This is a genomic window from Paraburkholderia sp. CNPSo 3076 (genome assembly GCF_026343935.1).
Lineage (GTDB): Bacteria > Pseudomonadota > Gammaproteobacteria > Burkholderiales > Burkholderiaceae > Paraburkholderia > Paraburkholderia nodosa.
The window spans coordinates 120,169-146,030 of sequence record NZ_JAPMAL010000003.1 but is presented as its reverse complement, the minus strand read 5'-3'; the positions used below and the strand labels follow the sequence as shown (position 1 = coordinate 146,030).

The 25,862-nt window shown below is 65.8% G+C and carries 23 protein-coding genes and 1 pseudogene; 9 read left to right on the top strand and 15 right to left on the bottom strand.

Going from position 1 to position 25,862, the window contains the following annotated elements; all coding sequences use genetic code 11:
* Nucleotides 1–205 precede the first annotated feature (205 nt).
* A complete protein-coding gene (locus M3A49_RS04455; protein WP_266227616.1) occupies nucleotides 206–3,376 on the top strand; it encodes a transglycosylase domain-containing protein in 3,171 nt (1,056 codons plus the stop codon).
* 94 nt (nucleotides 3,377–3,470) lie between these two features.
* Here the strand turns inward: M3A49_RS04455 and M3A49_RS04450 are convergent, their stop codons facing one another.
* From M3A49_RS04450 to M3A49_RS04440, 3 genes are all read right to left on the bottom strand, one after another.
* Nucleotides 3,471–4,019 carry a glycine zipper family protein gene (locus tag M3A49_RS04450; protein ID WP_254357472.1) on the bottom strand — a complete coding sequence of 183 codons (549 nt, stop codon included), beginning with the start codon at nucleotides 4,017–4,019 and terminating at the stop codon, nucleotides 3,471–3,473.
* Nucleotides 4,020–4,044: 25 nt separating this feature from the next.
* Nucleotides 4,045–4,440 (bottom strand): hypothetical protein, encoded by a 396-nt coding sequence (locus tag M3A49_RS04445; protein WP_254357473.1) that lies wholly within the window; start codon nucleotides 4,438–4,440, stop codon nucleotides 4,045–4,047.
* Between the two features lie 716 nt (nucleotides 4,441–5,156).
* A complete protein-coding gene (locus M3A49_RS04440) occupies nucleotides 5,157–5,882 on the bottom strand; it encodes a TetR/AcrR family transcriptional regulator (protein WP_028202619.1) in 726 nt (241 codons plus the stop codon).
* Between the two features lie 194 nt (nucleotides 5,883–6,076).
* On the opposite strand from M3A49_RS04440, the gene M3A49_RS04435 reads away from it, so the two are divergent.
* The 4 genes from M3A49_RS04435 to M3A49_RS04420 are packed head-to-tail and all read left to right on the top strand — an operon-like array spanning nucleotide 6,077 to nucleotide 11,751.
* The gene (locus tag M3A49_RS04435) at nucleotides 6,077–7,258 is read left to right on the top strand and encodes an isovaleryl-CoA dehydrogenase (protein WP_254316715.1); all 1,182 of its coding nucleotides are present in this window, start codon (nucleotides 6,077–6,079) and stop codon (nucleotides 7,256–7,258) included.
* A gap of 35 nt (nucleotides 7,259–7,293) precedes the next feature.
* Nucleotides 7,294–8,901, top strand: a complete 1,608-nt coding sequence (locus M3A49_RS04430) for a carboxyl transferase domain-containing protein (RefSeq protein WP_266227615.1) — start codon at nucleotides 7,294–7,296, stop codon at nucleotides 8,899–8,901.
* An 18-nt stretch (nucleotides 8,902–8,919) separates the two neighbouring features.
* Nucleotides 8,920–9,708, top strand: a complete 789-nt coding sequence (locus M3A49_RS04425) for an enoyl-CoA hydratase/isomerase family protein (protein ID WP_266227614.1) — start codon at nucleotides 8,920–8,922, stop codon at nucleotides 9,706–9,708.
* 33 nt (nucleotides 9,709–9,741) lie between these two features.
* Entirely contained in the window at nucleotides 9,742–11,751 is a 2,010-nt protein-coding gene (locus M3A49_RS04420; RefSeq protein WP_266227613.1) for an acetyl/propionyl/methylcrotonyl-CoA carboxylase subunit alpha, read from the top strand.
* A gap of 139 nt (nucleotides 11,752–11,890) precedes the next feature.
* On the opposite strand, the gene M3A49_RS04415 is transcribed toward M3A49_RS04420, so the two are convergent.
* Nucleotides 11,891–12,736 (bottom strand): helix-turn-helix domain-containing protein, encoded by an 846-nt coding sequence (locus M3A49_RS04415; RefSeq protein ID WP_266227612.1) that lies wholly within the window; start codon nucleotides 12,734–12,736, stop codon nucleotides 11,891–11,893.
* A gap of 323 nt (nucleotides 12,737–13,059) precedes the next feature.
* Between M3A49_RS04415 and galU the strand changes: the two genes are divergently transcribed.
* From galU to M3A49_RS04400, 3 genes are all read left to right on the top strand, one after another.
* On the top strand, nucleotides 13,060–14,004 hold the full coding sequence (gene galU, locus M3A49_RS04410; protein ID WP_266227611.1) for a UTP--glucose-1-phosphate uridylyltransferase GalU: 945 nt from the start codon (nucleotides 13,060–13,062) through the stop codon (nucleotides 14,002–14,004).
* 179 nt (nucleotides 14,005–14,183) lie between these two features.
* Complete coding sequence (locus M3A49_RS04405; RefSeq protein ID WP_028202613.1) at nucleotides 14,184–14,921, top strand: response regulator; 738 nt, start codon at nucleotides 14,184–14,186, stop codon at nucleotides 14,919–14,921.
* On the top strand, nucleotides 14,918–16,246 hold the full coding sequence (locus M3A49_RS04400; RefSeq protein ID WP_266227610.1) for an ATP-binding protein: 1,329 nt from the start codon (nucleotides 14,918–14,920) through the stop codon (nucleotides 16,244–16,246). Before M3A49_RS04405 ends, M3A49_RS04400 begins: the two co-directional genes overlap by 4 nt.
* A gap of 98 nt (nucleotides 16,247–16,344) precedes the next feature.
* Here M3A49_RS04400 and M3A49_RS04395 read toward each other — a convergent pair whose 3' ends face one another.
* Both M3A49_RS04395 and M3A49_RS04390 read right to left on the bottom strand, forming a co-directional pair.
* On the bottom strand, nucleotides 16,345–16,938 hold the full coding sequence (locus M3A49_RS04395) for a hypothetical protein (RefSeq protein WP_266227609.1): 594 nt from the start codon (nucleotides 16,936–16,938) through the stop codon (nucleotides 16,345–16,347).
* Between the two features lie 100 nt (nucleotides 16,939–17,038).
* Nucleotides 17,039–17,515, bottom strand: coding sequence for a carboxymuconolactone decarboxylase family protein (locus M3A49_RS04390; protein ID WP_266227608.1), 477 nt, complete (start codon nucleotides 17,513–17,515; stop codon nucleotides 17,039–17,041).
* Nucleotides 17,516–17,581: 66 nt separating this feature from the next.
* Between M3A49_RS04390 and M3A49_RS04385 the strand changes: the two genes are divergently transcribed.
* Entirely contained in the window at nucleotides 17,582–18,088 is a 507-nt protein-coding gene (locus M3A49_RS04385; protein ID WP_266227607.1) for a MarR family winged helix-turn-helix transcriptional regulator, read from the top strand.
* Between the two features lie 23 nt (nucleotides 18,089–18,111).
* On the opposite strand, the gene M3A49_RS04380 is transcribed toward M3A49_RS04385, so the two are convergent.
* The 9 genes and pseudogenes from M3A49_RS04380 to M3A49_RS04340 all read right to left on the bottom strand — a co-directional run bounded on the left by M3A49_RS04380 (nucleotide 18,112) and on the right by M3A49_RS04340 (nucleotide 25,858).
* Nucleotides 18,112–18,879 carry a CDP-diacylglycerol diphosphatase gene (locus tag M3A49_RS04380; protein WP_266227606.1) on the bottom strand — a complete coding sequence of 256 codons (768 nt, stop codon included), beginning with the start codon at nucleotides 18,877–18,879 and terminating at the stop codon, nucleotides 18,112–18,114.
* Nucleotides 18,880–19,032: 153 nt separating this feature from the next.
* Nucleotides 19,033–19,335, bottom strand: coding sequence for a DUF6587 family protein (locus tag M3A49_RS04375; protein ID WP_266227605.1), 303 nt, complete (start codon nucleotides 19,333–19,335; stop codon nucleotides 19,033–19,035).
* Complete coding sequence (feoB, locus tag M3A49_RS04370; protein WP_266227604.1) at nucleotides 19,332–21,194, bottom strand: ferrous iron transporter B; 1,863 nt, start codon at nucleotides 21,192–21,194, stop codon at nucleotides 19,332–19,334. Before feoB ends, M3A49_RS04375 begins: the two co-directional genes overlap by 4 nt.
* A complete protein-coding gene (locus tag M3A49_RS04365) occupies nucleotides 21,191–21,442 on the bottom strand; it encodes a FeoA family protein (protein WP_028202605.1) in 252 nt (83 codons plus the stop codon). The genes feoB and M3A49_RS04365 overlap by 4 nt, the downstream gene beginning before the upstream one ends.
* A 268-nt stretch (nucleotides 21,443–21,710) precedes the next feature.
* Nucleotides 21,711–23,165, bottom strand: coding sequence for an indoleacetamide hydrolase (gene iaaH / locus M3A49_RS04360; RefSeq protein WP_266227603.1), 1,455 nt, complete (start codon nucleotides 23,163–23,165; stop codon nucleotides 21,711–21,713).
* An 87-nt stretch (nucleotides 23,166–23,252) separates the two neighbouring features.
* A pseudogene (locus M3A49_RS04355) lies at nucleotides 23,253–23,803 on the bottom strand (hypothetical protein).
* A 63-nt stretch (nucleotides 23,804–23,866) separates the two neighbouring features.
* On the bottom strand, nucleotides 23,867–24,082 hold the full coding sequence (locus M3A49_RS04350) for a hypothetical protein (protein WP_028202602.1): 216 nt from the start codon (nucleotides 24,080–24,082) through the stop codon (nucleotides 23,867–23,869).
* A gap of 355 nt (nucleotides 24,083–24,437) precedes the next feature.
* Nucleotides 24,438–25,130, bottom strand: a complete 693-nt coding sequence (locus M3A49_RS04345; protein ID WP_266227602.1) for an NADPH-dependent FMN reductase — start codon at nucleotides 25,128–25,130, stop codon at nucleotides 24,438–24,440.
* A 395-nt stretch (nucleotides 25,131–25,525) separates the two neighbouring features.
* Nucleotides 25,526–25,858, bottom strand: a complete 333-nt coding sequence (locus M3A49_RS04340; protein ID WP_254357486.1) for a hypothetical protein — start codon at nucleotides 25,856–25,858, stop codon at nucleotides 25,526–25,528.
* Nucleotides 25,859–25,862 lie beyond the last annotated feature (4 nt).

Genomic DNA, 25,862 nt, shown 5'->3' with positions numbered 1-25,862 from the left:
ATAGTCAATCATTATATCGGGAGCATGTGCCGTGCCACGGCGCTGGCGCAAAATGCCGCAAAACTGTCACGCGCTGGGCATCGGTGTTGCGGCAGTGCGACGTGCGTGCGGAGCCCTACATACTGGCGCGCAAGAACCTACGGAGCGAGATAGACTGTTTAAGGGGTGCCGTCTGGAAATCTGACGTGACGTCAGGAGAATACGCATGAACCGCCCATCGGTACGCTTTCCTTTTCGCGCCGCTGGCGCCGGCTCACTCTTCAGGTGGGTCAAGTGGGGATTCGTCGTCGCGTTTCTGGCCGCCCTCGTCATCATCGCGCGCATCGTTCAGATCGAAATCGACACGTCGCGCCTGCAGGCGCGCTACCTCTCCGAACTCACGCGCGACATCGGCTTTACGGTCGAGAACGGGCCGAGCCACAACATCCGCTTTCCCACCACGAACGGGCCGTACGACGTGCGGCTCGGTTACGCGCAGCTGCCCACCTTCGAGAACCGGCTTGCGGAACGCGGTTTCGCAATCGCCGCGCAGGCGCGCGATTCAGATCGCATGATCGCCGTGGCCGACGAGGGGCTTTTCCTGCCATTCGAAGAAAAGGATCAAGCCGGGATCGTACTGCGCGACGCGTCGGGTGCGACGCTCTTCCATACGCGTTATCCGCAGCGCGCCTACGAGAATTTCGACGCGGTGCCGGCCGTGGTGCGCGACTCGCTGCTTTTCATCGAAGACAAATACTTGCTGGCCCAGGACCAGCCGAACCGCAACCCGGCTATCGACTGGGGGCGCTTTAGCCGGGCGCTCGTCGACCAGGGTGCGCGCCTCGTGAACCAGCATCAGCAAACGCCGGGCGGCAGCACGCTCGCCACGCAGATCGAGAAGTTCCGGCACTCGACGGGCGGCCGCACCTCCACGCCGCCGGAGAAGCTGCGCCAGATCGCGTCCGCTTCGCTGCGCGCCTATCTGGACGGCCCGCAGACCATGCCCGCGCGCCAGCAGATTCTCGTGCACTACCTGAATTCGGTGCCGCTCTCCGCCAAGCCGGGTGTGGGCGAAGTCAACGGTCTCGGCGACGGCCTCGCCGCCTGGTACGGGCGCGACTTCCGCGACGTCAATCGCATCCTGCGCGCGCCGCTTACGCCAGAGACGCTCGACGCGCAGGCGCTGGCGTTCCGCCAGGTGCTCTCGCTGCTGATCGCCCAGCGCGCGCCTTCGTACTTTCTGCAAAAGAACAACGACGCACTCGCGAAGCTGACCGACAGCTATATCCGCCTGCTCGGCGCCGGCGGCGTGATTACGCCGGCGCTGCGCGACGCCGCGCTCGCCACGCAACTCACGCTCGACCGCTCGAAGCCGTCGCAGCGTGCGCCGGTTTCATTCGTGGAGCGCAAGGCGGTGCTGACGCTGCGCACCCAGCTCATGCAGGCGCTGGGGCTGACGACGCTTTACGACCTCGACCGCCTCGATCTCACCGCCACGGCCACGCTCGTCGACAGCGTGCAGCAGGCCGTGAGCGACCGCCTTGCCGACGCCGCGACGAAGGACGGCGCGCGCCAGGCGGGTCTGGTCGGCTTCGAGATGCTGCGCCCCGCCGACGATCCTTCGAAGATCGCGTATAGCTTCACGCTGTTCGAGCGCAGCAGTGGCGAGAACCTCGTGCGCGTGCAAACGGACAGCGTGAACCAGCCGTTCGACATCAATTCGGGAGCGCGCCTGAATCTGGGGTCGACGGCGAAGCTGCGCACGCTCGTGACGTATTTGCAGATCGTGAGCGCGCTGCACGCGCGCTACGCGGCCGACGACGCGAAGTCGTTGCGCGCGATGCTGCCGCAAGTCGATCCGAGTGACGCGCTCACGCGCTGGGCGATCGACTATCTTTCGAAGACGTCCGACCGGTCGCTGCATTCCATGCTGGAAGCGGCCGTCGAGCGCAAGTACTCGGCCAACCCGGGCGAGACGTTCTACACCGGCGGCGGCGCGCAGAGCTTCAACAATTTCGAGTCGAGCGACAACGCGCAGATTCTGACCGTGCATCGCGCGTTCCAGCATTCGGTGAATCTGGTGTTCGTGCGGCTCATGCGCGACATCGTTCACTACGAGATGATCCAGACTTCGGGGCCACCCGCGCAATGGCTCGACGATCCTGTCGTACGCACGCGTTTTCTCACGCAGTTTGCCGATGGTGAGAGCCAGGTCTACATGAAGCGCTTCTACACGCGCTACGCGGGCAAGAGCAACGACGAAGCGCTGGCGATCTTGCTGCAGCACACGCGCAAGGGTCCGGCGCGCATTGCGACCGTGCTGCGCAGTGTGAAACCCGACGGCAAACTGCCGTGGTTCGACGCACAGATGCGCGCGCAACTAAAGAACACGAAGTTCCAGTGGCTCGACGACGAAGACCTCGCGCACTACTACGACAAGTACGCCATCGACAAATTCAACCTCAACGACCGCGGCTATATTGCGGGCATTCATCCGCTCGAGCTGTGGCTGCTGAATGACTTGCGTGTGCACCCGGATGCGACGCTCGCGCAGGTCCAGCAGGAGAGCCGCGACACGCGCCTTTACACCTACAGCTGGCTCTTCAAGACGAAGTATCACGCGACCCAGAACCGGCGCATTCGCCACATGATCGAGCTGCGCGCGTATGACGCGATCGGCAAGTCCTGGCGCGCGGTCGGTTATCCGTTCGACAGCATCACGCCTTCTTATGGCGCGGCGATCGGTGCGTCGGGCGACCGGCCCGCGGCGCTCGCGCAGCTGATCGGCCTGATTTCGAGCAATGGCGAAAAGCTGCCGACGCACAGCTTCGAGTCGCTCGACTTCGCGCGCGGCACGCCGTACGAGACGCACTTCGTTCATGCGTCCACGCCGCCGCAGGCGCTGATTTCGCCGGATATTTCGCACGTGGTGCGCGAGCTGCTGACGTCGGTGGTGGAAGGCGGCACGGCCAAGCGCCTCGCCGACGGCATGACGCTCCCCGACGGCAAGACGCTGCCCGTGTACGGCAAGACCGGCACCGGCGACCAGCGCTTCAACGTGTACGCCCCGGGCGCGCGGCTCATCGAATCGCGCAAGGTGAACCGGAGCGCGACCTTCGTGTTCGTGATCGGCAACCGCTTCTACGGCACGCTCACGGCATGGGTGCATGAGCCGTACGCGGCGCGCTATACGTTCACGAGTGCGCTGTCCGTGCAACTGCTCAAGTCGCTCGCGCCGGTGTTGCAACCGCTGCTCGAATCCAGGTCAGCGACGGACCGCGATGAGAAACCCGATCCTGTCCACGCCGCGCAGCAGATGACGCTCATCGACCCGCAATCGGGCGAAATGCGCCGTGTGGTGTGGAACGGCAAGGGGCTTGAATTCGACACGCACTGATTCAGGTTATTCGGAATCCAGAGCAAAACGCGAGGCTGGCGCAAATGCGCCAGGCCTCGCGTTCTTCTTTATGCGGTCTATATCCGCTTCAGCTTCAATATCCGCTCGGCGGCGGAGGCGGCGACCCCGGCGGGGGCGGCGGCAAATAGCGCGGTTGCGGCGCCGTCTGGAACTGCTGCTGCGGCGCCTGGAACTGCTGGGGCTGTGACATCGTCATGTTGCCCGGCGCCGGGATGCGGTTGCCGGTGGCGTACATGCACTGCAGATAGGCGTAGTCGTAACGGCGCTGCACGTCCCACGCGGAGCCCTGTGCGTTGCCCATGCCGACCGCGCTGCCCGCAAGCAGGCCCGCGCCAGCGCCGATGGCCGCGCCCTGACCGCCGCCAAATGCGGCGCCCGCGGCCGCGCCAAGGGCGGTACCGACCACGGCGCTGCCCACGCCGGCGCCGGTTGCCGCCTGGTTCGCGGTGACGCCCCCTACCTGCTGGAAGGCGAACTGGCGGCAGTTCGCGTCGTCGGCGCGGAACTGATCGAAGGTCTTGCCCGTGCCGGGCAGGGCCATCACGCTCGGCCCCGTGGGCGTCACGGCGCATGCGCTCAGCAGCCCCGCTGCGGCGAGTAGCGCGAGATACGTGTATTTCATGTGCGGCTCGATATTATCAAGGTGTTCAGTTCGACGGCGCCGGCTGGGCGGGAACCGCGCGCCAGCCCGACGAACACTGCTTTACATACGGATAGTAGGTTTTCGATTCGTCGCAGTAATACCAGGTGTCGGCGTTTGCCTGCTGGTCGCCCGCTGCATCGCCCGGCGCGGCGTTGACGGGGCCCTGCTGCGGATCCATGGCGGGGGCGCCGGCCTGCCCCTGCTCGATGTAGTCGGGCGCCTGCGGCGGCGGCGCGACGATGACGGGCGGCGGCGCGTAGTAGTAGGGCGCGGGCGCGACCGGGTAGTAGTACGGCACGCCGGCGCCGAAATACACGCCGACATGCGCCGCGTGTGCTACGCCGCACGCGCCGATAAGCGCGGCCGCGGCGGCCCCGAGAAACAGTTTCGACCTTCTCACACACGATCTCCAGAAACGGGCAGGCCGGAGCGACGGCGCGCGCCAGCCAATTATCGAACGCTATGACATTGCCGGATCCAATGCAATTACGCGAGTTGCACCGATTTTTCGAGTTGTTACAGAAGGTGCCGGGCAGATGGCGCGCAAAAGCAGCCCGGAGCGCGTACGGCGCGCATCGGCTCGCTTCGCGACCCATATTTCGCAGAAATGCGTGAAATGAGGTGCGAGCGTACGTCGCCCGGTTGTAATTATTGGACATCGATGCGCTTGCCGCCTGCGTCCGATACGAACATGGACGGCCCGCCTCGCCATCACAAATCGAAACGCCGTTTCGATCTTCTGGGCGCAGGCCCTTCCTCAGATTGAGTAGACTGCGCGCGCGCCTCACCGCTGTGGTGCGCCACGGCGTACTTTCATAGTTAATAAGGATTGCGACATGAATAAAGTCTTGCTTGTCTTGTCGCGATGTCGCTGCTGGCCTCGTCGCTGGACTGCGCGTGCCGCCGGTCCGAACGTCGAACTGTGCGGCTCGTTCCATCTGGCCCGTACCGGGTTCGCGCTGCCGGTGCGCCGCCGCATCCGCCCGGGCTTTTCAACCTGCCCGGCATGCCGATTCCCGTGGTCGATCTGCGGCAGTTGCTACCTGAATGGCGGCCGAAGATAGCGCGCGCGTGGCCGGGCAAGCGGCGGTCTGATTGCCGGCCAGGGCGCGCCGGCTAGCGCGCGGCGCGTTCGCGCTCGAGCCGGCGCACGGCTTCGCCCACGTCCTGACTGAACTGCGCGAGCGCGGCGAGTTCGAGGTTGGGCGGCTGCAGCGCCGACCAGAGGGCGTCCACGAGGCGCTCGGCCGTGGCGTCGATGTCCGTGCGGCGGTTGGCGAGCGTCGCGTCCCACAGCACATGCTCCATGGGCCCGAATACCAGCGAACGCAGTAGCCGCAGCGGCAGGTCGTTGCGGATCTGTCCGCTTTCCTGGCCGCGCGCGAGAACCCGCATGAGCGGCGCCGTGTAGCGGCGCTGCATTTCCGTGAGCGCTTCGCTCAGATCATGATGCCGCGTGCGGCCTTCCGAGAGCACCAGTTCGCAGATGCCGGTGCCGCTCTCCAGCATCAACTGCAGATGCATGCGCACGATGAATGCAAACTGCTGGCGCACGGTGCCGTCGCGCGGCAGGCCGCCTTCGATCGCGGCGATCGATTCGTCATACCAATCGCCGATCACGCGCGCGCACAACTCCCGTTTGCCCCGAAAGTAGCTGAACACTGTCGCCTCGGACACGCCCAGGCGCTGGGCGATCTCGGCCGTGGTGGCGCGTGCGTACCCTTTTTCCGAGAACACGTCGCGCCCCGCCTGCAGGATCTCGCGCACGCGCTGCTGCGACTTGCGGCCCGCCGGCTGGCGGCGCGATGCGGGCAGGACGGCTTTCTGGGCGACGGCTTCCATATTGAGCTTGATTCAATTTACATCAGGATGGAATTGATTATGCGCGAAAAAAACGCCGTCGGACAAGGAAGTTTCATCTTCATGAAAACTTGAGTGTCACTCAGAAACACCTATTGACGTTAACGTAAATCTGGCGTGAAATGTGCGTCCATGGGGCGAAGCTACGCCCGGTTCGAGATTCCCTGGAGACACACATGAGCAACGTACCCGGTTTGCAGTTCCCGCTCGGCGAAGAAGTCGAAATGCTGCGCGACAGCATCGCTGGCTTCGCGGCGAAGGAAATCGCGCCGCGCGCGGGCGAAATCGACCGCACCGACCAGTTCCCGATGGACCTCTGGCGCAAGTTCGGCGACCTGGGCGTGCTCGGCATGACGGTCTCGGAGGAGTACGGCGGCGCGAACATGGGCTACACGGCGCACATGGTCGCGATGGAGGAAATCTCGCGCGCGTCCGCATCGGTCGGCCTTTCGTATGGTGCGCATTCGAACCTGTGCGTGAACCAGATCCACCGCAACGGCAGCGAGGCGCAAAAGCGCAAGTACCTGCCGAAGCTCGTTTCCGGCGAGCACATCGGCGCGCTCGCCATGAGCGAGCCCAACGCCGGCTCGGATGTCGTGAGCATGAAGCTGCGCGCCGAAAAGAAGGGCGACCGCTACGTGCTCAACGGCACGAAGATGTGGATCACCAACGGCCCGGATTGCGACACGCTGGTCGTCTACGCGAAAACCGACCCTGAAGCGGGTTCGCGCGGCATTACGGCGTTCATCGTCGAGAAGGGCATGAAGGGCTTTTCGGTTGCGCAGAAGCTCGACAAGCTCGGCATGCGCGGCTCGCACACGGGCGAGCTGGTGTTCCAGGACGTGGAAGTGCCCGAAGAGAACATCCTCGGCCAGCTCAACGGCGGCGTGAAAGTGCTGATGAGCGGCCTCGACTACGAGCGCGCCGTGCTGGCGGGCGGGCCCACCGGCATCATGGCCGCGGTTATGGACGCGGTCGTGCCGTACATCCACGACCGCAAGCAGTTCGGTCAGGCCATCGGCGAGTTCCAGCTCATCCAGGGCAAGGTCGCGGACCTCTATACGACCTACCAGGCGTGCCGCGCCTATCTCTACGCTGTGGGCCGACAGCTCGACACGCTCGGCCGGGACCACGTGCGCCAGGTGCGCAAGGACTGCGCGGGCGTGATTCTCTACACCGCGGAAAAGGCCACGTGGATGGCGGGCGAAGCGATCCAGATCCTCGGCGGCAATGGCTATATCAACGAGTATCCGGTCGGGCGTCTCTGGCGCGACGCGAAGCTCTACGAAATCGGCGCGGGCACGAGCGAGATTCGCCGCATGTTGATCGGCCGCGAGCTGTTCGCGGAAACGATGTAATCCTAAGCAACTCACGGTAACGAAGGGAGGACGGGATGCCGGTCATCGAATCGAAGCTCAATCCGCGTTCGGAAGACTTCAAGGCCAATACATCGGCACTGGAAGCGCTCGTCGCGGACCTGCGCGAGAAGATCCAGAAGCTTTCGCTGGGCGGCGGCGAGGCCGCGCGCGACAAGCACCTCTCGCGCGGCAAGCTGCTGCCGCGCGATCGCATCGCGCAGCTGCTCGATCCGGGCACGCCGTTTCTGGAGCTCTCGCAGCTCGCGGCCTACGGCATGTACAACGACGACGCTCCGGGCGCGGGCGTCATCACGGGCATTGGCCGCATTGCGGGGCAAGAATGTGTGATCGTTTGCAATGACGCCACGGTGAAGGGCGGCACGTACTATCCGGTCACGGTGAAGAAGCACGTGCGCGCGCAGGAAATCGCCCAGGAAAACAACCTGCCCTGCGTATATCTCGTCGATTCGGGCGGCGCGAACCTGCCGAACCAGGACGAGGTGTTTCCGGACCGCGATCACTTCGGCCGCATCTTTTACAACCAGGCGAATCTCTCTTCGCAGGGTATTCCACAGATCGCGGTAGTGATGGGCTCGTGCACGGCGGGCGGCGCGTATGTGCCGGCCATGAGCGACGAGTCGATCATCGTGAAGAACCAGGGCACGATTTTCCTCGGCGGCCCGCCGCTCGTGAAAGCGGCGACGGGCGAGGAAGTGAGCGCCGAGGACCTGGGCGGGGGCGACGTCCACACGCGTCTTTCCGGCGTGGTCGACCATCTCGCGCAGAACGATGCGCATGCGCTGGCCATCGCGCGTTCGATCGTCGGCAATCTGAACCGCACGAAAACGCCGCCCGTGGTGCTGCGCGAGCCGCTGCCGCCGCGCTTCGACGCGAAAAGCCTCTACGGCGTGATTCCCGTGGATACGCGCAAGCCCTTCGACGTGCGCGAGGTGATCGCCCGCATCGTCGACGACTCGGCTTTCGATGAATTCAAGGCGCGCTACGGCACCACGCTCGTGACGGGCTTTGCGCACATCTGGGGCCACCCGGTCGGCATCATCGCGAACAACGGCATTCTGTTTTCCGAATCGGCGCTGAAGGGCACGCACTTCATCGAGCTGTGCTGCCAGCGCAAGATTCCGCTCGTGTTCCTGCAGAACATCACGGGCTTCATGGTGGGCCGCAAGTACGAGAACGAGGGCATTGCGCGCAACGGCGCGAAGATGGTGACGGCAGTGGCCACGGCCAAGGTGCCGAAATTCACGGTCATCATTGGCGGTTCGTTCGGGGCGGGCAACTACGGCATGTGCGGCCGCGCGTATTCGCCGCGTTTCCTGTGGATGTGGCCGAACGCGCGCATTTCGGTGATGGGCGGCGAGCAGGCCGCATCGGTGCTCGCCACGGTGCGCCGCGACGGCATCGAAGCGAAGGGCGGCACGTGGAGCGCCGAAGAGGAAAATGCGTTCAAGCAGCCGATTCGCGACCAGTACGAACTGCAGGGCCATCCGTATTACGCGAGCGCACGCCTGTGGGACGACGGCGTGATCGACCCGGCGCAAACGCGCGACGTGCTCGGCCTGGGCCTTTCCGCCACGATGAACGCGCCGATCGAAGAGACGCGCTTCGGCGTGTTCCGCATGTGATGCATTGAGGACCAGACAATGCAATACGAAACGCTCACCGTAGAATTCGCCGGACACGTGGCGACTGTCACACTCAATCGTCCTGAGGTGCGCAACGCGTTCAACGAAGCGATGATCGCAGACGTCACGGCTGCGTTCACCGCGCTCGGCGCGCGCGACGATGTGCGCGCGATCGTGCTCGCCGGCAACGGCAAGGCCTTTTGCGCAGGCGCGGACCTGAACTGGATGCGCAAGATGGCCGGCTACTCCGACGCAGAGAATCGCGCGGACGCCATGCGTCTCGCGAAGATGCTCTCGGCTGTCTACCGCTGCCCGAAGCCGGTCGTCGCACGCGTGCATGGCGACGCCTACGCGGGCGGCATGGGCCTCGTGTGTGCGGCGGACATCGTGGTGGCCGTGCAGACCGCGCACTTCTGCCTTTCCGAAGCGCGCCTCGGCCTCATACCCGCCACGATCGCGCCTTATGTGATCCGCGCGCTGGGCGAGCAGGCTTCGCGCCGCTACTTCGTCACGGCCGAAGCCTTCGACTGCGCCACCGCGCAGCGGCTTGGCCTCGTGAGCGAGGCCGTGAGCGCCGAAGCCCTCGACGCCACCGTGCAACGCATCACCGAAACGCTCTGCGCGAACAGCCCGAATGCCGTGCGCGAGTGCAAGCAGCTCGTGCAGGACATCGCCGGCCAGACGATCGACGACGCCTTGATCGAAGACACCGCCGTTCGCATCGCGCGTATTCGCGCGAGCGAGGAGGGGCGCGACGGCGTGTCGGCGTTCCTTGAAAAGCGCACGCCGCGCTGGCGCGATCAATAAGGCAAGAAGCAGGAAACGAAGCGAGGACAGCACATGTTCAACAAAATCCTGATCGCCAACCGCGGCGAAATTGCGTGCCGGGTCGCGGCGACGTGCACGCGGCTTGGCGTAAAGAGCGTGGCCGTGTACTCGGACGCCGACGCGAACGCCAAGCACGTCGCGGCCTGCGACGAAGCCGTGCATATCGGCGAGGCCGCCGCCGCGCAAAGCTATTTGCGCTATGAGCGCATCATCGAAGCCGCGCGCGCCACGGGTGCGCAAGCCATTCACCCCGGCTACGGGTTTCTTTCGGAGAACGAAGACTTTGCCCGCACGTGCGAAGCGGCCGGCATCGTCTTCATCGGGCCGCCGGTCGAGGCGATCGCCGCCATGGGCTCGAAAGCGGCCGCGAAGGCGCTGATGCATGCGGCGGCCGTGCCGCTCGTGCCGGGCTACCACGGCGACGACCAGGACCCCGCGCTCCTCCAGCGCGAAGCCGATGCAATGGGCTATCCCGTACTGCTTAAGGCGAGCGCGGGCGGCGGCGGCAAGGGCATGCGCGTGGTCGAGCGCAGCGAGGACTTCGCGGCGGCGCTCGCTTCGTGCAAGCGCGAGGCGGCCAGCAGCTTCGGCAACGACCGCGTGCTGATCGAGAAGTACCTCACGCGGCCGCGTCACGTCGAAGTCCAGGTGTTCGCCGACAAACATGGCGGCGCGGTTTACCTGTTCGACCGCGACTGCTCAGTGCAGCGCCGTCACCAGAAAGTGCTCGAAGAAGCGCCCGCGCCGGGCCTCGAAGACGGCGTGCGCCGCGCCATGGGCGAGGCGGCCGTGGCCGCGGCGCGCGCGGTGCACTATGAAGGCGCGGGCACCGTCGAATTCATCATGACGGGCACCGACTTCTACTTCATGGAGATGAACACGCGCCTGCAGGTCGAGCACCCCGTGACGGAGATGATCACGGGCCTCGATCTCGTCGAATGGCAGTTGCGCGTGGCGGCGGGCGAGCCGCTGCCGCTCGGGCAGTCGCAGTTGTCGATCACGGGCCATGCACTCGAGGCGCGCATTTACGCGGAAAATCCGGCGCGCGGCTTCCTGCCCTCCACGGGCACGCTCAAGCATCTGCGCATGCCGGAGGGCGTCGAGTTCCGGCTCGGCGACGCGGGCCAGCGCGCGAGCGTGCGCATCGACAGCGGCGTGCGCGAAGGCGACACCATCACGCCGTTCTACGATCCGATGATCGCGAAGCTGATCGTGCACGGCGCCACGCGCGAGGACGCGCTTGCGCGAATGAAGCGTGCGCTCGAAGCGTGCGAGGTGGTGGGGCCGCATACGAATGTCGAATTTCTGCAGCGGCTCGTGACCTGTGAGCCTTTCGCAAGCGCCGATCTCGACACGGGCCTGATCGAGCGTAACCATGACGCGTTGTTCTCTCCGCAGCAGAAGCCGGTTCGCGAAGCGCTCGCGCTCGCGTGTGCGGCGCTGCTTGGCCGTGAGGGCGGCGCGGCGCATGGTGCGTCGCCGTGGCAGTCGCTTTCGCATTGGCGCCTGAATAGCGGCTTCGCGCAATCACTCTCCTGGCGCGACATCGAAAGCGATACCGCGTTCACGGTGGCGCATACGCATGACGGCGGCGAGGAAACCCTGGCCTATGCGGCGCACGCGGCGCGCTACACGTGGTGGCGCGGCGAGGGCGTGGACGAATACGGCGCGACCATCGGCGACAAGCGCGTATCGGGCCGCGTATTCATCGACGGCGACGTGTTTCATGTGTTCTGCCTCGGCACGGCGATGGCGTTCGAGTGGCAGAACCTGCTCGCGCATGCGGCCGACACGGAGCACGGCGAGGGCCGTCTGACTGCGCCCATGCCGGGCAAGGTGATCGCCGTGCTGGTCGAGCCGGGCGCTGTGGTCGAGAAGGGCGCGCCGCTCATCGTCATGGAGGCGATGAAGATGGAGCACACCATTGGCGCGCCTGCGGCTGGCAAGGTCACCGAAGTCTTGTATGGCGTAGGCGACCAGGTGGCCGACGGCGCGCAATTGCTCGTGCTCGAAGCGGCTTGAGGCCGCTTGAAGCGGTCTGACTTGCTAGGCCGGCTCCTTCCGGCTTCCCCTGTAGCCGGAGAACGCCGTGAGAGTTTTGCCCTGGGGCGCTCTGCTAAAGCGGAGCGCCCTTTTTTTCGCGCTTGCGGATGAGAACCGCTCAGTGTTCCTTCGCATGCGCCGCGAGCAGTTCCCGATGTCGCGCTTCGGTGGCGTCGTCGGCGGGGAACATGCATTCGAGGCGTAATTCCTGGGCGGCGATGTTTTGCGGCGTTCCCACGCTCGTCACCATCGAGAAATAGCGAAGGACACTGCCGTCGTCGATGAAACTCAGCGGAATGACCGGCATGGTGGGCGTGCCGGCCGATCTATAACGCGCTTTCCAGTCGCCTGGCACGCCGGGGTACGCGAGCAATTCGTCGAGCAGCGTGCGTGTTTCTTCGTCGATTACACGGCCGACCGCTTCGCGATACACGCGTTGCAGCAAGCTACGCGAAACGTTCTCCCAGTCCGCGAGGAATGGACGCATGCCCTGAGGATCGAACATCACACGCAGCAAGTTGCGCGGGCTTGGGTGCGCCGCCATGTCGATGAAGTGGCCGAAGAAGCGCGGCGCGGCGTCGTTGGTCATCAGCACGTTCCAGTGCCGGTCCATGACGATGGCCGGAAACGGATCGTGCTGGCGAATGACCCGCTCGAGCGCGCGCACGACGTGCTGCATTTCCTGCGCGTTCCAGGGCGCTTCCGAATAGACGGGCGCGTAGCCGGCGGCGAGCAGCAGGGCGTTGCGCTCGCGCAGCGGCACGTCGAGCGTCTGTGCAAGGGTCAGCAGCGTGTCACGGCCCGGCACGCTGCGCCCGCTTTCAATAAAGCTGATTTGCCGCTGGGAAATCCCGGCGTCCAGCGACAAATCGAGCTGACTCACGCCACGCGCATCCCGCCAATAGCGCAGCAGGGCGCCAAGTTCGCTTTGCGGCGCGTTTGGGTCGGGGCGCGTGGAGTTCATCGGTTCTCCCAGGTTGGCTGCTGACTCGATCATGTGTTGAGGATAGGCGCAGATGCGCGGCTCTCCAATTACATGCGATGTAATCGGCGGGCGGCGCAGGAATCGCGCGCTTTGCTTGCGCCGCGTGCGGCCGGCATCACTCGCGCGCACGTCGCGCAAAAACAGTGCGATGATTGAGTTTGGCTTTTCGGCAGACCTTTCCGGCCGAACCCTGGGAACTTGTCGCCGAGCTGACTCGCCATGGGGGGATACGGGGTCGGAATGCAAAACCCGCGTCCTTCACCATGGTCGTATCGCCCCTCTACGAGACAGGTGAGGTCATCATGCTTGGTGTTCGTAAAGCTGTGTTCCCGGTGGCGGGAATCGATACGAGCTTTCTGCCGGCAACGAAGGCGAGCCCGAAGGAAATGCTGCCGGTCATCGACAAGCCGCTCATCCAATATGCCGTTGAAGAAGCCATCGGTGCAGGCATTACCGAACTGATCTTTGTGACGGGCCGCGGAAAGCGCGTCATCGAAGATCATTTCGACAGGTCCTACGAGGTCGAACACGTGCTGAGGGCGCGCGGCAGGCAGAATCTCGTCGAACTCGTGCAGAGCATCAAGCCGGCCAATGTCGAGTGCGTCTATGTCCGGCAAGCCGAACCGCTCGGTCTCGGGCACGCCGTGCTTTGCGCGGAAAAGCTGATAGGCGACGAACCGTTTGCGGTCGTGCTCGCCGACGATCTGCTCGACGGCAAGCCTCCGGTTCTCGCGCAGATGGTCCATATCTTCAGCCATTACGATTCCTCGGTTCTCGCCGTAGAAGAATTCGAGTCGTGCGAGTCGACGAGTCATGGCGTGATCGACGGCCGGCATTGGGACGAGCGCGTGATCAGCGTGAGCCGCATCATTGAAAAGCCTACGCCCGAACTGGCGCCGTCGAGCTTCGGTGTGGCCGGGCGTTACGTGCTCATGCCAAGCATCTTCGAACATTTGCGCGCGCTGAAACCCGATATGAACGGCGAGATTCAACTCACGCCCGCCATTCATTCAATGCGCGAAGAGGAGCAGGTGCTGGCCTACGAGTTCGTTGGCAAACGCTACGATTGCGGCACCAAGCTCGGCTATGTTCAGGCGACGGTCGACTTCGCCCTGCGGCATGCGGAATTGCAGGAAACCTTCGACGCGTGGCTGCGTGAGCGCATTGGCGCGGCGCAACTGGGTGCGTGGGCCGCGGGTTCGATGCTGAGCCAACCGGCACCGGTCGCGCCCGGGCTCGCGCATTGAAGCCATGCCAGTTGCATAGGAGAATTGAACGATACTCGCGAACGAGCAGCCTCGATAACATGACGTCGTTTTGGCCGCGTGGGATCTGACGATGCCGCCCTTTTTCAAGACGATGCGAAGAAAGGATTGGTAAGAAACGGTGCAAGGTTCCGCCCCCCGCACTGCTTTAAAATCGCGGCATGAACCCCAGCGTCCTCATTGTCGACGACGATCCCGTCGTGCGCGATCTGCTGAGCCGCTTCCTGCGCTCGCATAACTTCGATACGGCCGTGCTGCATGACGGCGTCCACCTCCAGCGCCGCCTCGAGCGCGAACGTCCGTCCATTGTGGTGCTGGACATCATGATGCCGGAGACCGACGGCCTCGAGGCCATTGCCGCCTTGCGCGCGGCCGGCGACGACATTCCCGTCATTTTCGTCACCGCGCGCGGCGCCGTGAGCGACCGCATTCGCGGGCTCTCGCTTGGCGCGGACGACTACTTGCCCAAGCCCTTCGATCCGCATGAACTGCTCGTGCGCATCCAGAACATCCTGCGGCGGCGCGGCCCCTCCACCGCCAGCGCACCCGAGGCACGCCGGCGCTACCGGTTCGGCGACTTCGAGCTCGACTTCACGATGCGCACGCTCTCCTGCGGCGACACGCAGATTCCGCTGAGGGAAAGCGAATTCGCGTTGCTGAAGGTATTCGCCACGCATCCCTACAAAGTGCTTTCGCGCACGCTGATCCACGATATCGTGCATCGCGACGAGCGCGAGTTCCACGAACGCAGCCTCGACGTGCCGATCTGGCGCCTGCGCCGCGTGATCGAGGCCGATCCGTCGAATCCGCGCCATATCCAGACCGTGCGCGGCAAGGGCTATGTATTCGTGCCGGACCCGGCGAATTATTCGGAGGCGCACGGCGCAGCAATTCAGTGAGAAGTCCGTTGAATACGCTGTTCGGGCGCATGGCATTGCTCTCGGCGGCGGTTTTGCTTTCCATGCAGCTCGGCTGGTTTTTGCTGCTTGCCCGCCAGCCGCCGCGCCATGAAGTCGATGGTTTCGCGCGTGGTGTCCTGCTCGCGCTGCGGGTGGCCAGCGAAGAGCACGTCGGCGGCGGCACGCTGCCGCCCCCGGTGCATCTCGGCGGTTCGCTCGAGCCGCCGAAGGGCGGCGACCTGAGCGACGTGTTGCGCGTGCACCGCGTGCCGGTGTGGAACGTGCCCAAGGACACGCACCTGCACGAACCGACGCGCAGGCCGCTGGTCGACTTGACGCGTCATCTGCGCGAACAATTGCCGCCCGGCACGCAGTTCGCCGTGGACGACGCGCGCCCGCCGCAACTGTGGGTGCGCTTTCCGGGCAGCACGAGCTGGGTCGTCGTGCCGGTCGATATTCCGCCGCCGCCGCGCTTTGTCATCGAAGGGATTTCGATGCTGCTGGCGGCGCTCACGCTGTCGTTCCTGGCTGCCTGGCAGATCCAGAAGCCGCTCGCGAGCCTCGCCCAGGCGGCGCGGCGGTTCGGCACCGGCGAGCGCATTGCGCCGCTCGAAGGCAAGGGGCCGCGCGAACTGCGCGACGTGAGCGCATCGTTCAACGACATGATGCGCTGCGTGAACGAGGCCGAAGATGACCGCGTGGTGATGCTGAGCGGCATCGCGCACGATCTGAAGACACCACTGACGCGGCTCAAGCTGCGCGCGACGCTGATGGCCGAGGAGGCGGAGCGCAACGGCATGCTGCGCGACGTCGATTCGCTCACCCACATCGTCCAGCAGTTTCTGGAGTTCGCGCAACAGTCGCCCGACGCGGGCAGGCTATTGGGCGTCGACGGTTTTCTGCAAAGCCAGTTTGGCAATCCTGACGAAATCGAGGGCGGTAACGGGCCGCTGTTCGTGCTCGATCTGCGTGCCGGTCCCCGGTTCAAGCTACCGCAGGTCACGCTGGACCGGCTCGTCACGAATCTGGTCGACAACGCGCTCGAGTATGGCGCCCCGCCGGTCGAAATCTCGACGGCGATCGAAGACGGGGCGTTCCTGATACGCGTACGCGATCACGGCGCGGGCATCGAACGCGAGCGCATTCCCGCCGCCATGAGGCCGTTCGTGCGCCTGAATGCGGCGCGTGGCGGCGAAGGTCACTGCGGCCTCGGGCTGGCCATCGTCGCACGGCTCGCGCGCGACAGCGGCGGCCAATGCGACGTCGAGAACCATCCCGACGGCGGCCTGCTCGTAAAGCTCAACTTTCCTGTCACCCACGGCTGATACGCCGCCACGAAAAAAAAAAGCGCGCCGAGCCCCTTGCGGACCGGCGCGCAAACGTGCCAACGCTTGAAAAAGCGGGCGCTCGTGGACGTCTTGGGTCAGGCCGTCGTGCTGACGAACAGGCCGCTCGCGGCGCCCGAGCCCTGCTGCTGCAGGTTGCTCGCGAGCGTCGTGAGGAATTGCTGAAGCTCGGACGTCGTGCCGCTCGACGAACTGCTCGACGAGGCGCCCATGGCCGTCAGGTTCTGGAAATCGGACGTCAATTCGCTGTCCGAACTGCTGCTGCTACTGCTCGACGAGCTGCTTGCCGTGCTCGAATCGGAGGACGTGCTGCTCGAAGCCGACGAAAGCGACTGCGCGAGGTTCGAGATCGCCGAAGCGAGATCGCTGCCGTAACCGCCTGCCGACGAGGGCGGCGGAGGCGGCGGCGGGGGCATCATCGCTGCCGCAGTGGTCGTATCGCTCGTATCGCTCGACGTGGACGACGTGCTGGAGCTGGATGCCGTAGTCGCCGACGTAGCGCTTGCCGACGACACCGCGCTGCTGTCGCTGCTGTCGTCCGAGGCCGTCGTGGTGACGCCGCTCTGTTGCGCGGCGGCCTGGAACAGCGCGCCGAGGAATTGCTGAAGCGCGGCGGCAAGCGCACCGGGTGACGTGGACGACGTGCTCGACGTCGAAGCGGTGCCCGACATCTGGCTGCTGCTCGTGGATTGCCCGTCTGCCTGGTAAGCGGCCCAGGTCGAATACAGTGAATTTGAGTTGGAATGCGTGCAATCCTTACCTTTCCTTTCCTCAGCCTGCTTTGTCGCGCACCGGCGGCGCAAAGCGCAGCGCCACGGCAATGCGGTTCCACGCATTGATATTCGCCACGGCGGCGGTCAAGAACGCCATCTGCTCGCCGGGAAAGTGGCGCGCCACGTCCGCGTAGAGCGCGTCGCTCACGCCGTCATGGAGCTTCGTGGTCAGCGCTTCCGTGTAAGCCAGCGCCGCGCGTTCACGCTCGCTGAAGTATTCCGGCGCCTCATGCCATGCGGCCACGAGATCGAGCTTGACGCGCGGCACGGCTTTCTCGCGTGCAATGTTGAGGTGGTACTGAATGCAGAACGCACAGCCGTTGATTTGCGAGGCGCGGATTTTCAGCAGCTCGGTGAGCGGCTTTTCGAGCCCGGACGCGTCGACAGCCTTGCTCATGGCGGAGAGCGCGGCGGCCACCGGGGCGGCGTCGCGCACGAAGGTTTCATAAGCAATGCGAGTAGAAGCGCTGGACATGACTGGACCTCGCGGAGTTTGGTCGTTAATATCAGAGCACGAACATCATATTCGAACTCTGACATCATGCGCAAGACAGCGAGGAAAGACCCGGCTTCGGCAAGGGGCGAGCACGCGAGCGCGATTCCGGCGGTCGGCGAGGGCAAGCGCGGCGAGGCGGGCTATTTCGGCTACCTGCTGCGCCAGGCGGGTGCGGCGCACCGTTTGCGCATGGAACGCGCGCTCGACGATCTCGGCATTACGCCGCCTCAATTCGTCGTGCTGACCTTGCTGGCCGCTTACCCCGGCATTTCGGGCGCCGATCTCGCGAGGCTCGCGGCGCTCACGCCGCAAACGGTGAGCGTGATCGTCGCGAATCTGGAGCGCGGCGGCGCGATCGTGCGTCGCCCACACGCGGTGCATGGGCGCATTCAGCAGATCGACGTGACCGACGAGGGCGAAACGCTGCTCAGGCAGTGCCGCGCACGCGTGAAGAAGCTGGAGGCGCACATGGCCGCGGGCTTCACGTCCGAAGAGGAGCAGGTGATACGACGCTGGCTGGTGAGCGTCGCGCGCGAGGACGACGCGGGCTGAATGCACCCTGGCGCGACTGCGCGCTACTGCGAAGCGCTCTTCGTTTGCGCGAGGCTGCACGAATGGTCGAGCAGGCCTTCCGCCGTGCCGGTTCCGCCGTCGACATCGAGCCCGCTGTTCACGACGAGCCAGCCGTTGCGCTTTGCATCGGGGCCGGCGCCCGTCACGAGTATCGTCTGCACGGCCATGGTCTGTTTCGGGCCGAGATCGCGCTCGACCACGCGGAACGGATTGTTGTTGTCCGAGAGGCTCGTCACGCGCGTGACGCGGTAGCGCGAGCCGTCGAGCATGGTCCAGCGCCACGTGCCCGGCGCCATGTCGCCATACGGTGCGAGTGCCTTCGTAATATCGGGTCGCATGCAATCGACGTGGATATGCAGTTGATTCTGCGTGCGGCGCTCCGAGGAGTTGATCTCGAGACCGAGCTGATCGCCTGCGAGCGGCATGCCGAGCTTCGCCTCCACGAAGCGTCCCGCGCCCCATGCGCCTACCCAGTATTCGGGCGCGCCGCCGTAGAGAATCTCGGGGCTCTCGATGCCGCCCACGCGGTCGGTGGGGATCACGAGATACTGCGCGCGCCCTGCGATGTCCTTGAGCACGGCATAGCGCTTCTGGAAGTCGACGGTGGTGCAGGGGCCGGGCTTGCCCTTGTCGCGCATGTTCGGCACGCACTGGCCGCCGACGACTTTCCAGAGACCGTCGGAGTCGACCGCGGAGAGGCGCACACAGGCGCCGGTGGCGGCGAGCGCCACGACTGCCGTCGTGGCGACGGCAAGCCTGGACATCCGCATGAAAGGGGTAACGCGCAAGGATCGCATCGGTACGAAGTCTGGGTTCATTCGATCGAACGCGCCGCGCTGCGAAACCTGCACGCGTCGCGGCGCGACGCAGCGCGCAGTGTAGCGCAATGGCTGTGACAGTCGCTTGTGCGCGGTTGGCGCGGCTTATTTGCGGCGCGGATGCAACGTGACCGGCTGCGTGCTCGATGTGTCCGTTGCCGCAGGCGTCGGTCCGCAGGTGCGGCAGGTGCCGCAGCCGTCGCCGCAATCGCCGGTCGCGCCCTTGGGCTGCACGAAGCGCCCGAGGCGCTGCGCGAATGCACCACGTTGCGGGCGCAACAGTATGGCGGCCACGGCGGCTTGCAGGCGCGTGGCCGTTTTCGGCGCGAGCTTGCGCAGCGTATAGACGAAGCTCGCGGCCACGAGCAGCGCGATCACCGCATATTGTGCGACGAGTCCGGCGTTCATACGAAGTGCCTCGCGATCTGATACGTGACGAACGAGGCCGCGTAGGCCACGACGAACATGTAGCCGAACGAAACCACGACGGCGCGCCACGAGCGCGTTTCGCGGCGAATCACGGCGAGCGTGGACATGCATTGCGGTGCGAACGCGAACCACACCATCAGCGAGAGGGCGCTGGCAAGCGAGAAGTTCTGCGCGAGCGTGTGGCCGAGCGCGGCGGTATCGGCGTCGCCGCCCGCCACCGAGTACACCGTGGCGAGCGCGGCCACCGCCGTTTCGCGCGCGGCGAACGCGGGGATCAGTGAGAGGCTCATTTGCCAGTTGAAGCCGAGCGGCGCAAACGGCCATTGCAGCGCGCGGCCGAGATAGCCGGCGATGGAGTAATCGATCGCGGGCAGCGTCGCGCCTGCGGGCGGCGAGGGGAACGTGGAGATGAACCACATCAGCACCGTGAGCGCGAGAATGATGCCCGTGAGGCGCTTGAGGAAGATCGCGCCGCGCTCCCACAGGCCGATGGCGACGTCGCGTGCGCGCGGCAGCCGGTACGAGGGCAGTTCCATGAGCAGCGCGTGTTCGCGGTGATCGCGGCGCAGGGTCTTCATGACCCAGCCCACCGCCATCGCGCCGACGATGCCGGCGGCGTAAAGCGCGAAGAGCACCAGGCCCTGCAGGTTGAACACGCCGAAGATCATGCGGTGCGGAATGAAGGCGCCGATCAGCAGCGCATAAACGGGCAAGCGCGCCGAGCACGTCATGAGCGGCGCGACGAGGATCGTGGCGAGCCGGTCGCGCGGGTCGGAGATGCTGCGCGTGCCCATCACGCCGGGAATCGCGCACGCGAAGCTCGACAGCAGCGGAATGAACGAGCGTCCGGTGAGACCCACGGCCACCATCATGCGGTCGAGCAGAAAGGCCGCGCGCGGCAGATAGCCCGACTCCTCCAGTACGAGGATAAAGAAGAACAGCACCAGAATTTGCGGCAGAAAGCCGAGCACGGTGCCGACGCCGCCGAACAGCGCGTCCGTCACGAGGCTGCGCAGCGGGCCGTCGGGCAGCGCCGCGCCGGCGGCCGCGCCGAGCCAGGTGAAGCCATCGCCGATTGCGTCGGTGAGCGGCTTGCCAAGCGAATACACCGCCTGGAACACGAGGAACATCACGAACGCGAGGATCAGCGGGCCGAGCACAGGGTGCAGCGCGAAGCGGTCGATGGCGTCGTCGCGCGCGTCGGTGGCGCGCGGCATCGTCACGGCACTCGCGAGGATCGCGCGCACCGTGACGTGCAGGTCGTCGTTGGCCGCTGCCGCCGTTGCGGTTCCTGCTGGCGTCTGGGGTTGTTCAGCCGTCGTTCGCTCGATCAGCTCGATGAGCGCTTGCGCGCCGCCGCGCCGCACGGCCACAGTTTCGACCACGGGCATGCCGAGCTGGCGCGCAAGCTCGGCAACGTTCACCTCGATGCCGCGGCGCTTCGCGGCGTCCATCATGTTCAGCGCGAGCACCATCGGACGCCCCATGCGCTGCACTTCGAGCACGAAGCGCAGATGCAGGCGCAGATTCGTCGCGTCGGCCACGCAGACGGTCAGATCCGGCGCGGCCTCGCCCGGGTAGCGGCCGAGCAGCACGTCGTGCGTCACGCGCTCGTCGGGGCTCGTCGAATCGAGGCTGTAGGCGCCCGGCAGATCGAGCAGTTGCACCTTGCGGCCCGAGGGCGTGGCAAAGCGTCCTTCCTTGCGCTCGACCGTCACGCCCGCGTAATTGGCGACCTTCTGGCGCGCGCCGGTCAGCAGATTGAAGAGCGCGGTCTTGCCGCAGTTGGGATTGCCGACCAGCGCCACGCGCAACGGCGTAACAGGAGCCAGGCTCATTGGGCGGTCTCCCCGTTCGTCGTCACGCTCACGCGCTGCGCTTCCGCGCGGCGCAATGCAAAGCGGGTCGAGCCGATCTGCACGAGCAGCGGGTCCGCGCCCCAGGGTGCGCGCGCAACCACGCGCACGGGCTCGCCCGCAACGAAGCCGAGGTCGCGCAGACGCTGCGCGATCGGGTCGGGGGCATCGATATCCTCGACACGCTCCACGAGGGCGGTCGCTCCTTTGGACAGATCGGTCAGACGCATAGGTGAGGGGCTTGCTTACAACGAATGAGAACTGTTCTCATTGTAGCGGCAGCGCCGTAGTTGTGGCGGCAAATGCGTCTTGAGTCCGTCGATGCGGGCGGGGAACCCACGCCCGAGGCGGGGTAGCGGTGGCGCGTGCGCTTATTTGCCGCAGGCTGCGCGCGCGGGTGCCCGGCGCCAAGGCCATTTAATCCGGATGGCTAATTGAATGATCGGCGCTGCAAGAATGCACCGCGCGGCTTGCTCGTTGCCAGGGTGGCCCGTGCGCTCAAATCTCCGGCGCAGGCAGTGTCCCGAGAATCGCTTCGAACGCGAGGCCGATCGCGAGCAGCCTGCGGTCGCCGCCGGCCGGACCGTCGAGTTCGAGCCCGACTGGCAAGCGCGCGTCGACAAGACCTGCCGGCAGCGCGAGGCCCGGAATGCCGGCGTTGCTCGCGGGATCGGTGTTGCGCAGATACGCCTCCATCTCGTCGATCGGCGCCGCGCCGTCGATCGAAACGCGAGACGAACCGTTCAGTTCGTCGATCGGCACGGCGGCAAGGCGCGTCGTGGGAAAGAGCAGCGCGTCGAGGCCGCTGGCCGCGAAAGTCTGCGCGTAAAGCTGCTGCAGGCGCGGCCGCCACACGGTCATCGCAGCGTGATAGTCGCCGCCGCGCGTGTCGGCGAGCACGGCATCGTAGGCCGCGCGCACGTCGGGGCTCGCAATGCGCGCGGCGACTTCGGCCACGGTTCGCGCCGGTGCGTGATTCGCAACGAGCCATGCGGCGAGATCGTCGATGGGCTCGTGCAGCGCGATCGCATAGCTCACGCGGTCGTTCAGCGCGAGCAGCTCGCTCATTTCGACTGGCACGAGCGTGACGCCCGCGGCTTCGAGCTTCGCGAGCGCGGCGCGCGCCACGCCTTCGAGCGCGGCTTCGAGACCTTCCCACAGCGGCGCGGGCAGGCCAATGCGCAGATTCGTCACGGCGGCCGGCGAGAGCGGGCCGTGTCCGGTGATCACGGCGTCGAGCAACGCGACGTCGGCTACCGTGCGCCCCATCGGCCCGACCGTGTCGCGCGTATGGCTGATCGGCACGACGGCCTGCGAGTCGTGATAGCGGCGTTGCGTGCCGCCGTCGCCCACGCTCGGGCGCAAGCCGACAATGCCGCACAGCGCGGCGGGAATGCGCGTGGAGCCGCCGGTGTCGGTGCCGAGTCCGGCGGGCACGATGCGCGCCGCAATGGCGGCCGCCGTGCCGCCGGAGGAGCCGCCGGGAATTCGTTCGGGATCCCAGGGGTTGCGCACGGGCCCCGCATGCGGTGCGAGATTCGTACTGGTAATGCCAAATGCGAGTTCGTGCATGTTGGCCTTGCCGAGCAGGATCGCGCCGGCATCGACGAGACGCTGGACCGAAGGCGCGTGACGTGCGGGCACGAAGCCTTCGAGCGCGGGCGTGCCGGCCGAGGTTTGCAGGCCACGCGTATTGATGTTGTCCTTCACGACCACGGGCAGTCCGGCGAGCGGCAGACGCGCGCGCTCGTTTGCGCCGAGCGCGTCGATGCGCTGCGCGGCGGCGAGTGCGCCTTCCACGTCGAGCACGGTTAGCGCGTTGAGGTTGGAGAGCGCCTGCGCGCGCGCGAGCAGCGTGGCGACGTAGTCGGCGGCCTTCAGTTGTCCCGCGTGGATAGCCTCGATGGCTTGCGTTGCGCTCAGTTCCAGTTGCTGGTCGACAGTCCAGGTCATGCAGCGTTCTCCTCGTGCGGCTATGCAGCCATGCTAACAACACGCGTGTCGCGTTGCTGCAGGCTACGCGTGTCCTACGTTGTGGCGCTACTTCTTCAAGCGGCGCAGCGCGAAGCGTGCAAGCGTGGGGACGAACGTTGGCCGCGACAGGCGCGCGTCGTAGCCGCTCATGCGCGCGCCGTTTTCTTCGAGGCAGAGTTCGATCATCTCGCGCGGTTCGAGCGAGTCGCCCAGCCCCTCACGGTTCGCGGGCAGGAAGTTCGAGTCGCGCGCGTTGCCTTGTGGCGCGCTTCCTCGGCCGCGTCCATTTTGATCGCTTCGCGCAGCAGCGGGTCGCTCAAAGTTTGCGCGTAAGGCAGCACGCGGATCGAGGCGCGGCCTTCGGCCTGCACCGCGATGTCCCAGGTCGGCGGCGACGTGAGGCGGCTGAGCGCGTCGGGCTCGAGCTTCGGCCAGTCGAGCACGGCGGGGCGGTACGGATCGTGGGTGTCGAGCAGCACCCGGCAGAACAGCTTGCGGTGTTCGTCCGATCCGATCCTGATGGGCCCTGGCGTGTCGTGAGTCCAGCGCCGCAGCGCGGCGTCCTTCTCGGAGATGAAGGCTGCGCCTTCGTCCGGATGCGTCAGGGTTTCGGACATGAGCATCTAACGTGAAGGGGCTATGACTCCTATTCTGTCACAACCGTAAGGAAGCATGCGCCCTCACGCGCAGCGACGCTGCTGGTCGATCCACATGCGCGCCCAGCGGCAGGCGTAGGCGAGCGCGTGCCTTTCTTCGAAGAAGTAATCGAGCTCGTCGAACGAATGCTGCGCGCCCGGCTGCGTGCCAATGGTGAGATTGGCGGCGAAAAGGCCGTTCGGGAGTTGCTGCGCGCTGGGGGCGACGACGTAGCCTTTGTAGCGTAATGGTGTGTTCATGGCCGCGCTTCCTGCTGATCTTCTGCTGATTTGCTCGGGTTCTCTTTCAGAGTGACGCGTGTATTTGCTGTTCACTCACGGTGCCGACACGGACCAGCGTACGGGCCGCCGTATGTCGATGGAACCAATCATTCGTCGCAAGCAAATCACGTGTGGCCTGGGACGGTCAGCAGAATGATCCGGATGAGGCGAGGGGGTGAATCTGGCTTCAATGTGGACCGCGCGGTAGGCGGCGTCTGTGGGATGGCGCACGCGATGCGCGCCGCGCGAGGCCGGCAATGTGGGTTAGGGAACATTTCCCGCCCCGCGCGTCGACGGCGTGCGGGTGGGCAAGCAGGAGAGGTCGGGCAGCGTGTCAGACGGCGAGGCTCAGGCGCTTTTCGGTGCGCGGCGCGTTGGCGGCCTGCGCGCCGCTGACGCTGTTCAAGGCGCTCGCCAGCGGCGCCGCGTAGTGTTCCTGGCCCTGGCCGCCGAACGCGAGCGCGAACTGCGCCGCCTGGCGGCCGACCGTGGCAAGCTGTTCGGCGACCTTGCCGTCGGAGCATTGCTGCGCGCTCTCGAAGCGAGTCTCCAGCGTGTTGATGCCCGCGCCGAACGGCGTTGGCCAGCCGCGCAGCGCGTGCACGATCGAGCGCAGCGAGGTCAGCACCGAGCCCGTGGCCTGCCAGCCATAGGCCGTGACGATGCAGCCCACCGCGCGGCCGTCGAGGTATGGGCGGTTGTCTGCACGCAGTTCTTCGAGCGTGTCGAGCGCGTTCTTCACGAGCCCGGAAATGCCGCCGTGATAGCCGGGCGTCGCGATGATGACAGCGTCGGCGGCGCGCACGGCTTCGATCAGTTCGAGCTGGGCGTCGGTGCGAACGGGGTCTTCGGGCGCATAGTGCGGCAGCATATGCAGGAACGTGCCGCCGAATAATTGCGTGCGCCCGCCGGCGTCTTCGGCGCCGCGCAGCGCGAAAGCGAGCGCGCGCTCGGTCGACGAGGCGGCGCGCGTCGTGCCGCCGATGCCCACCACGAGCGGGCGGCGATGCGAATCGGAAATGCTCAAGGGGGACTCCCGGAAATGCGATGAGACCTGGCTCGCGCGTGATCGGGCAACGCAGCCACGAAGCCTGGCAGGCTGGAAAGGGTCATCTTAGAGAGCCCGCTGCGCGGCGCGAAACGACTTTTTGTTCTATCCATATGCCGGCAGCGCCAGGTTGCGCTGCGCTATGCGGTCCGAAATGCATATGCGAAACCATTGGTTGGACACGCGGCGGGCCGTGGCTAAGATGAAGCCGTCTCCTCCATGACATCTCCTTGACATGGGATTCGGCCCCGCACTTCTCCGGTGACGGGGCTGTTTTTTTTCTGGAGACGGGAACGGGCGGCGCTTTGAGGTCTTCGAGGCCGTGATTGCGGCAGCTGCGTGCCGCGCTGTATGTCGTGCTTTGACGCGCTAGCTCACACCGTCAGCACGTTGCCATCGGGGCCGATTTGCGGCGGAATTTCCGGCAGGGTCCCGTTGCCCGGCGCGGTGCGCCCGGGGGCGCCCGGCGTGGCCGGCAGCGTGGGCGCCGGAGCGCGCACGGCCGGTTCGGCGATCTTGCGGGTGGTGAGCTTGTCGGCAGAGGCAAGCCTGTGCTTGGTGCCGTGATGCGCCTTCTTGCCGGCATTGCCCGCATGCGCCGAGGGCGTGCGCGCTTCCGGCGGATTCCAGATCTCGATGTAGTGTTCCCCGGCGACCGCGGTGGACGCGAGGACGCCCAGCAAGGTCCCCGTGATGAAGAATCGCACGTCG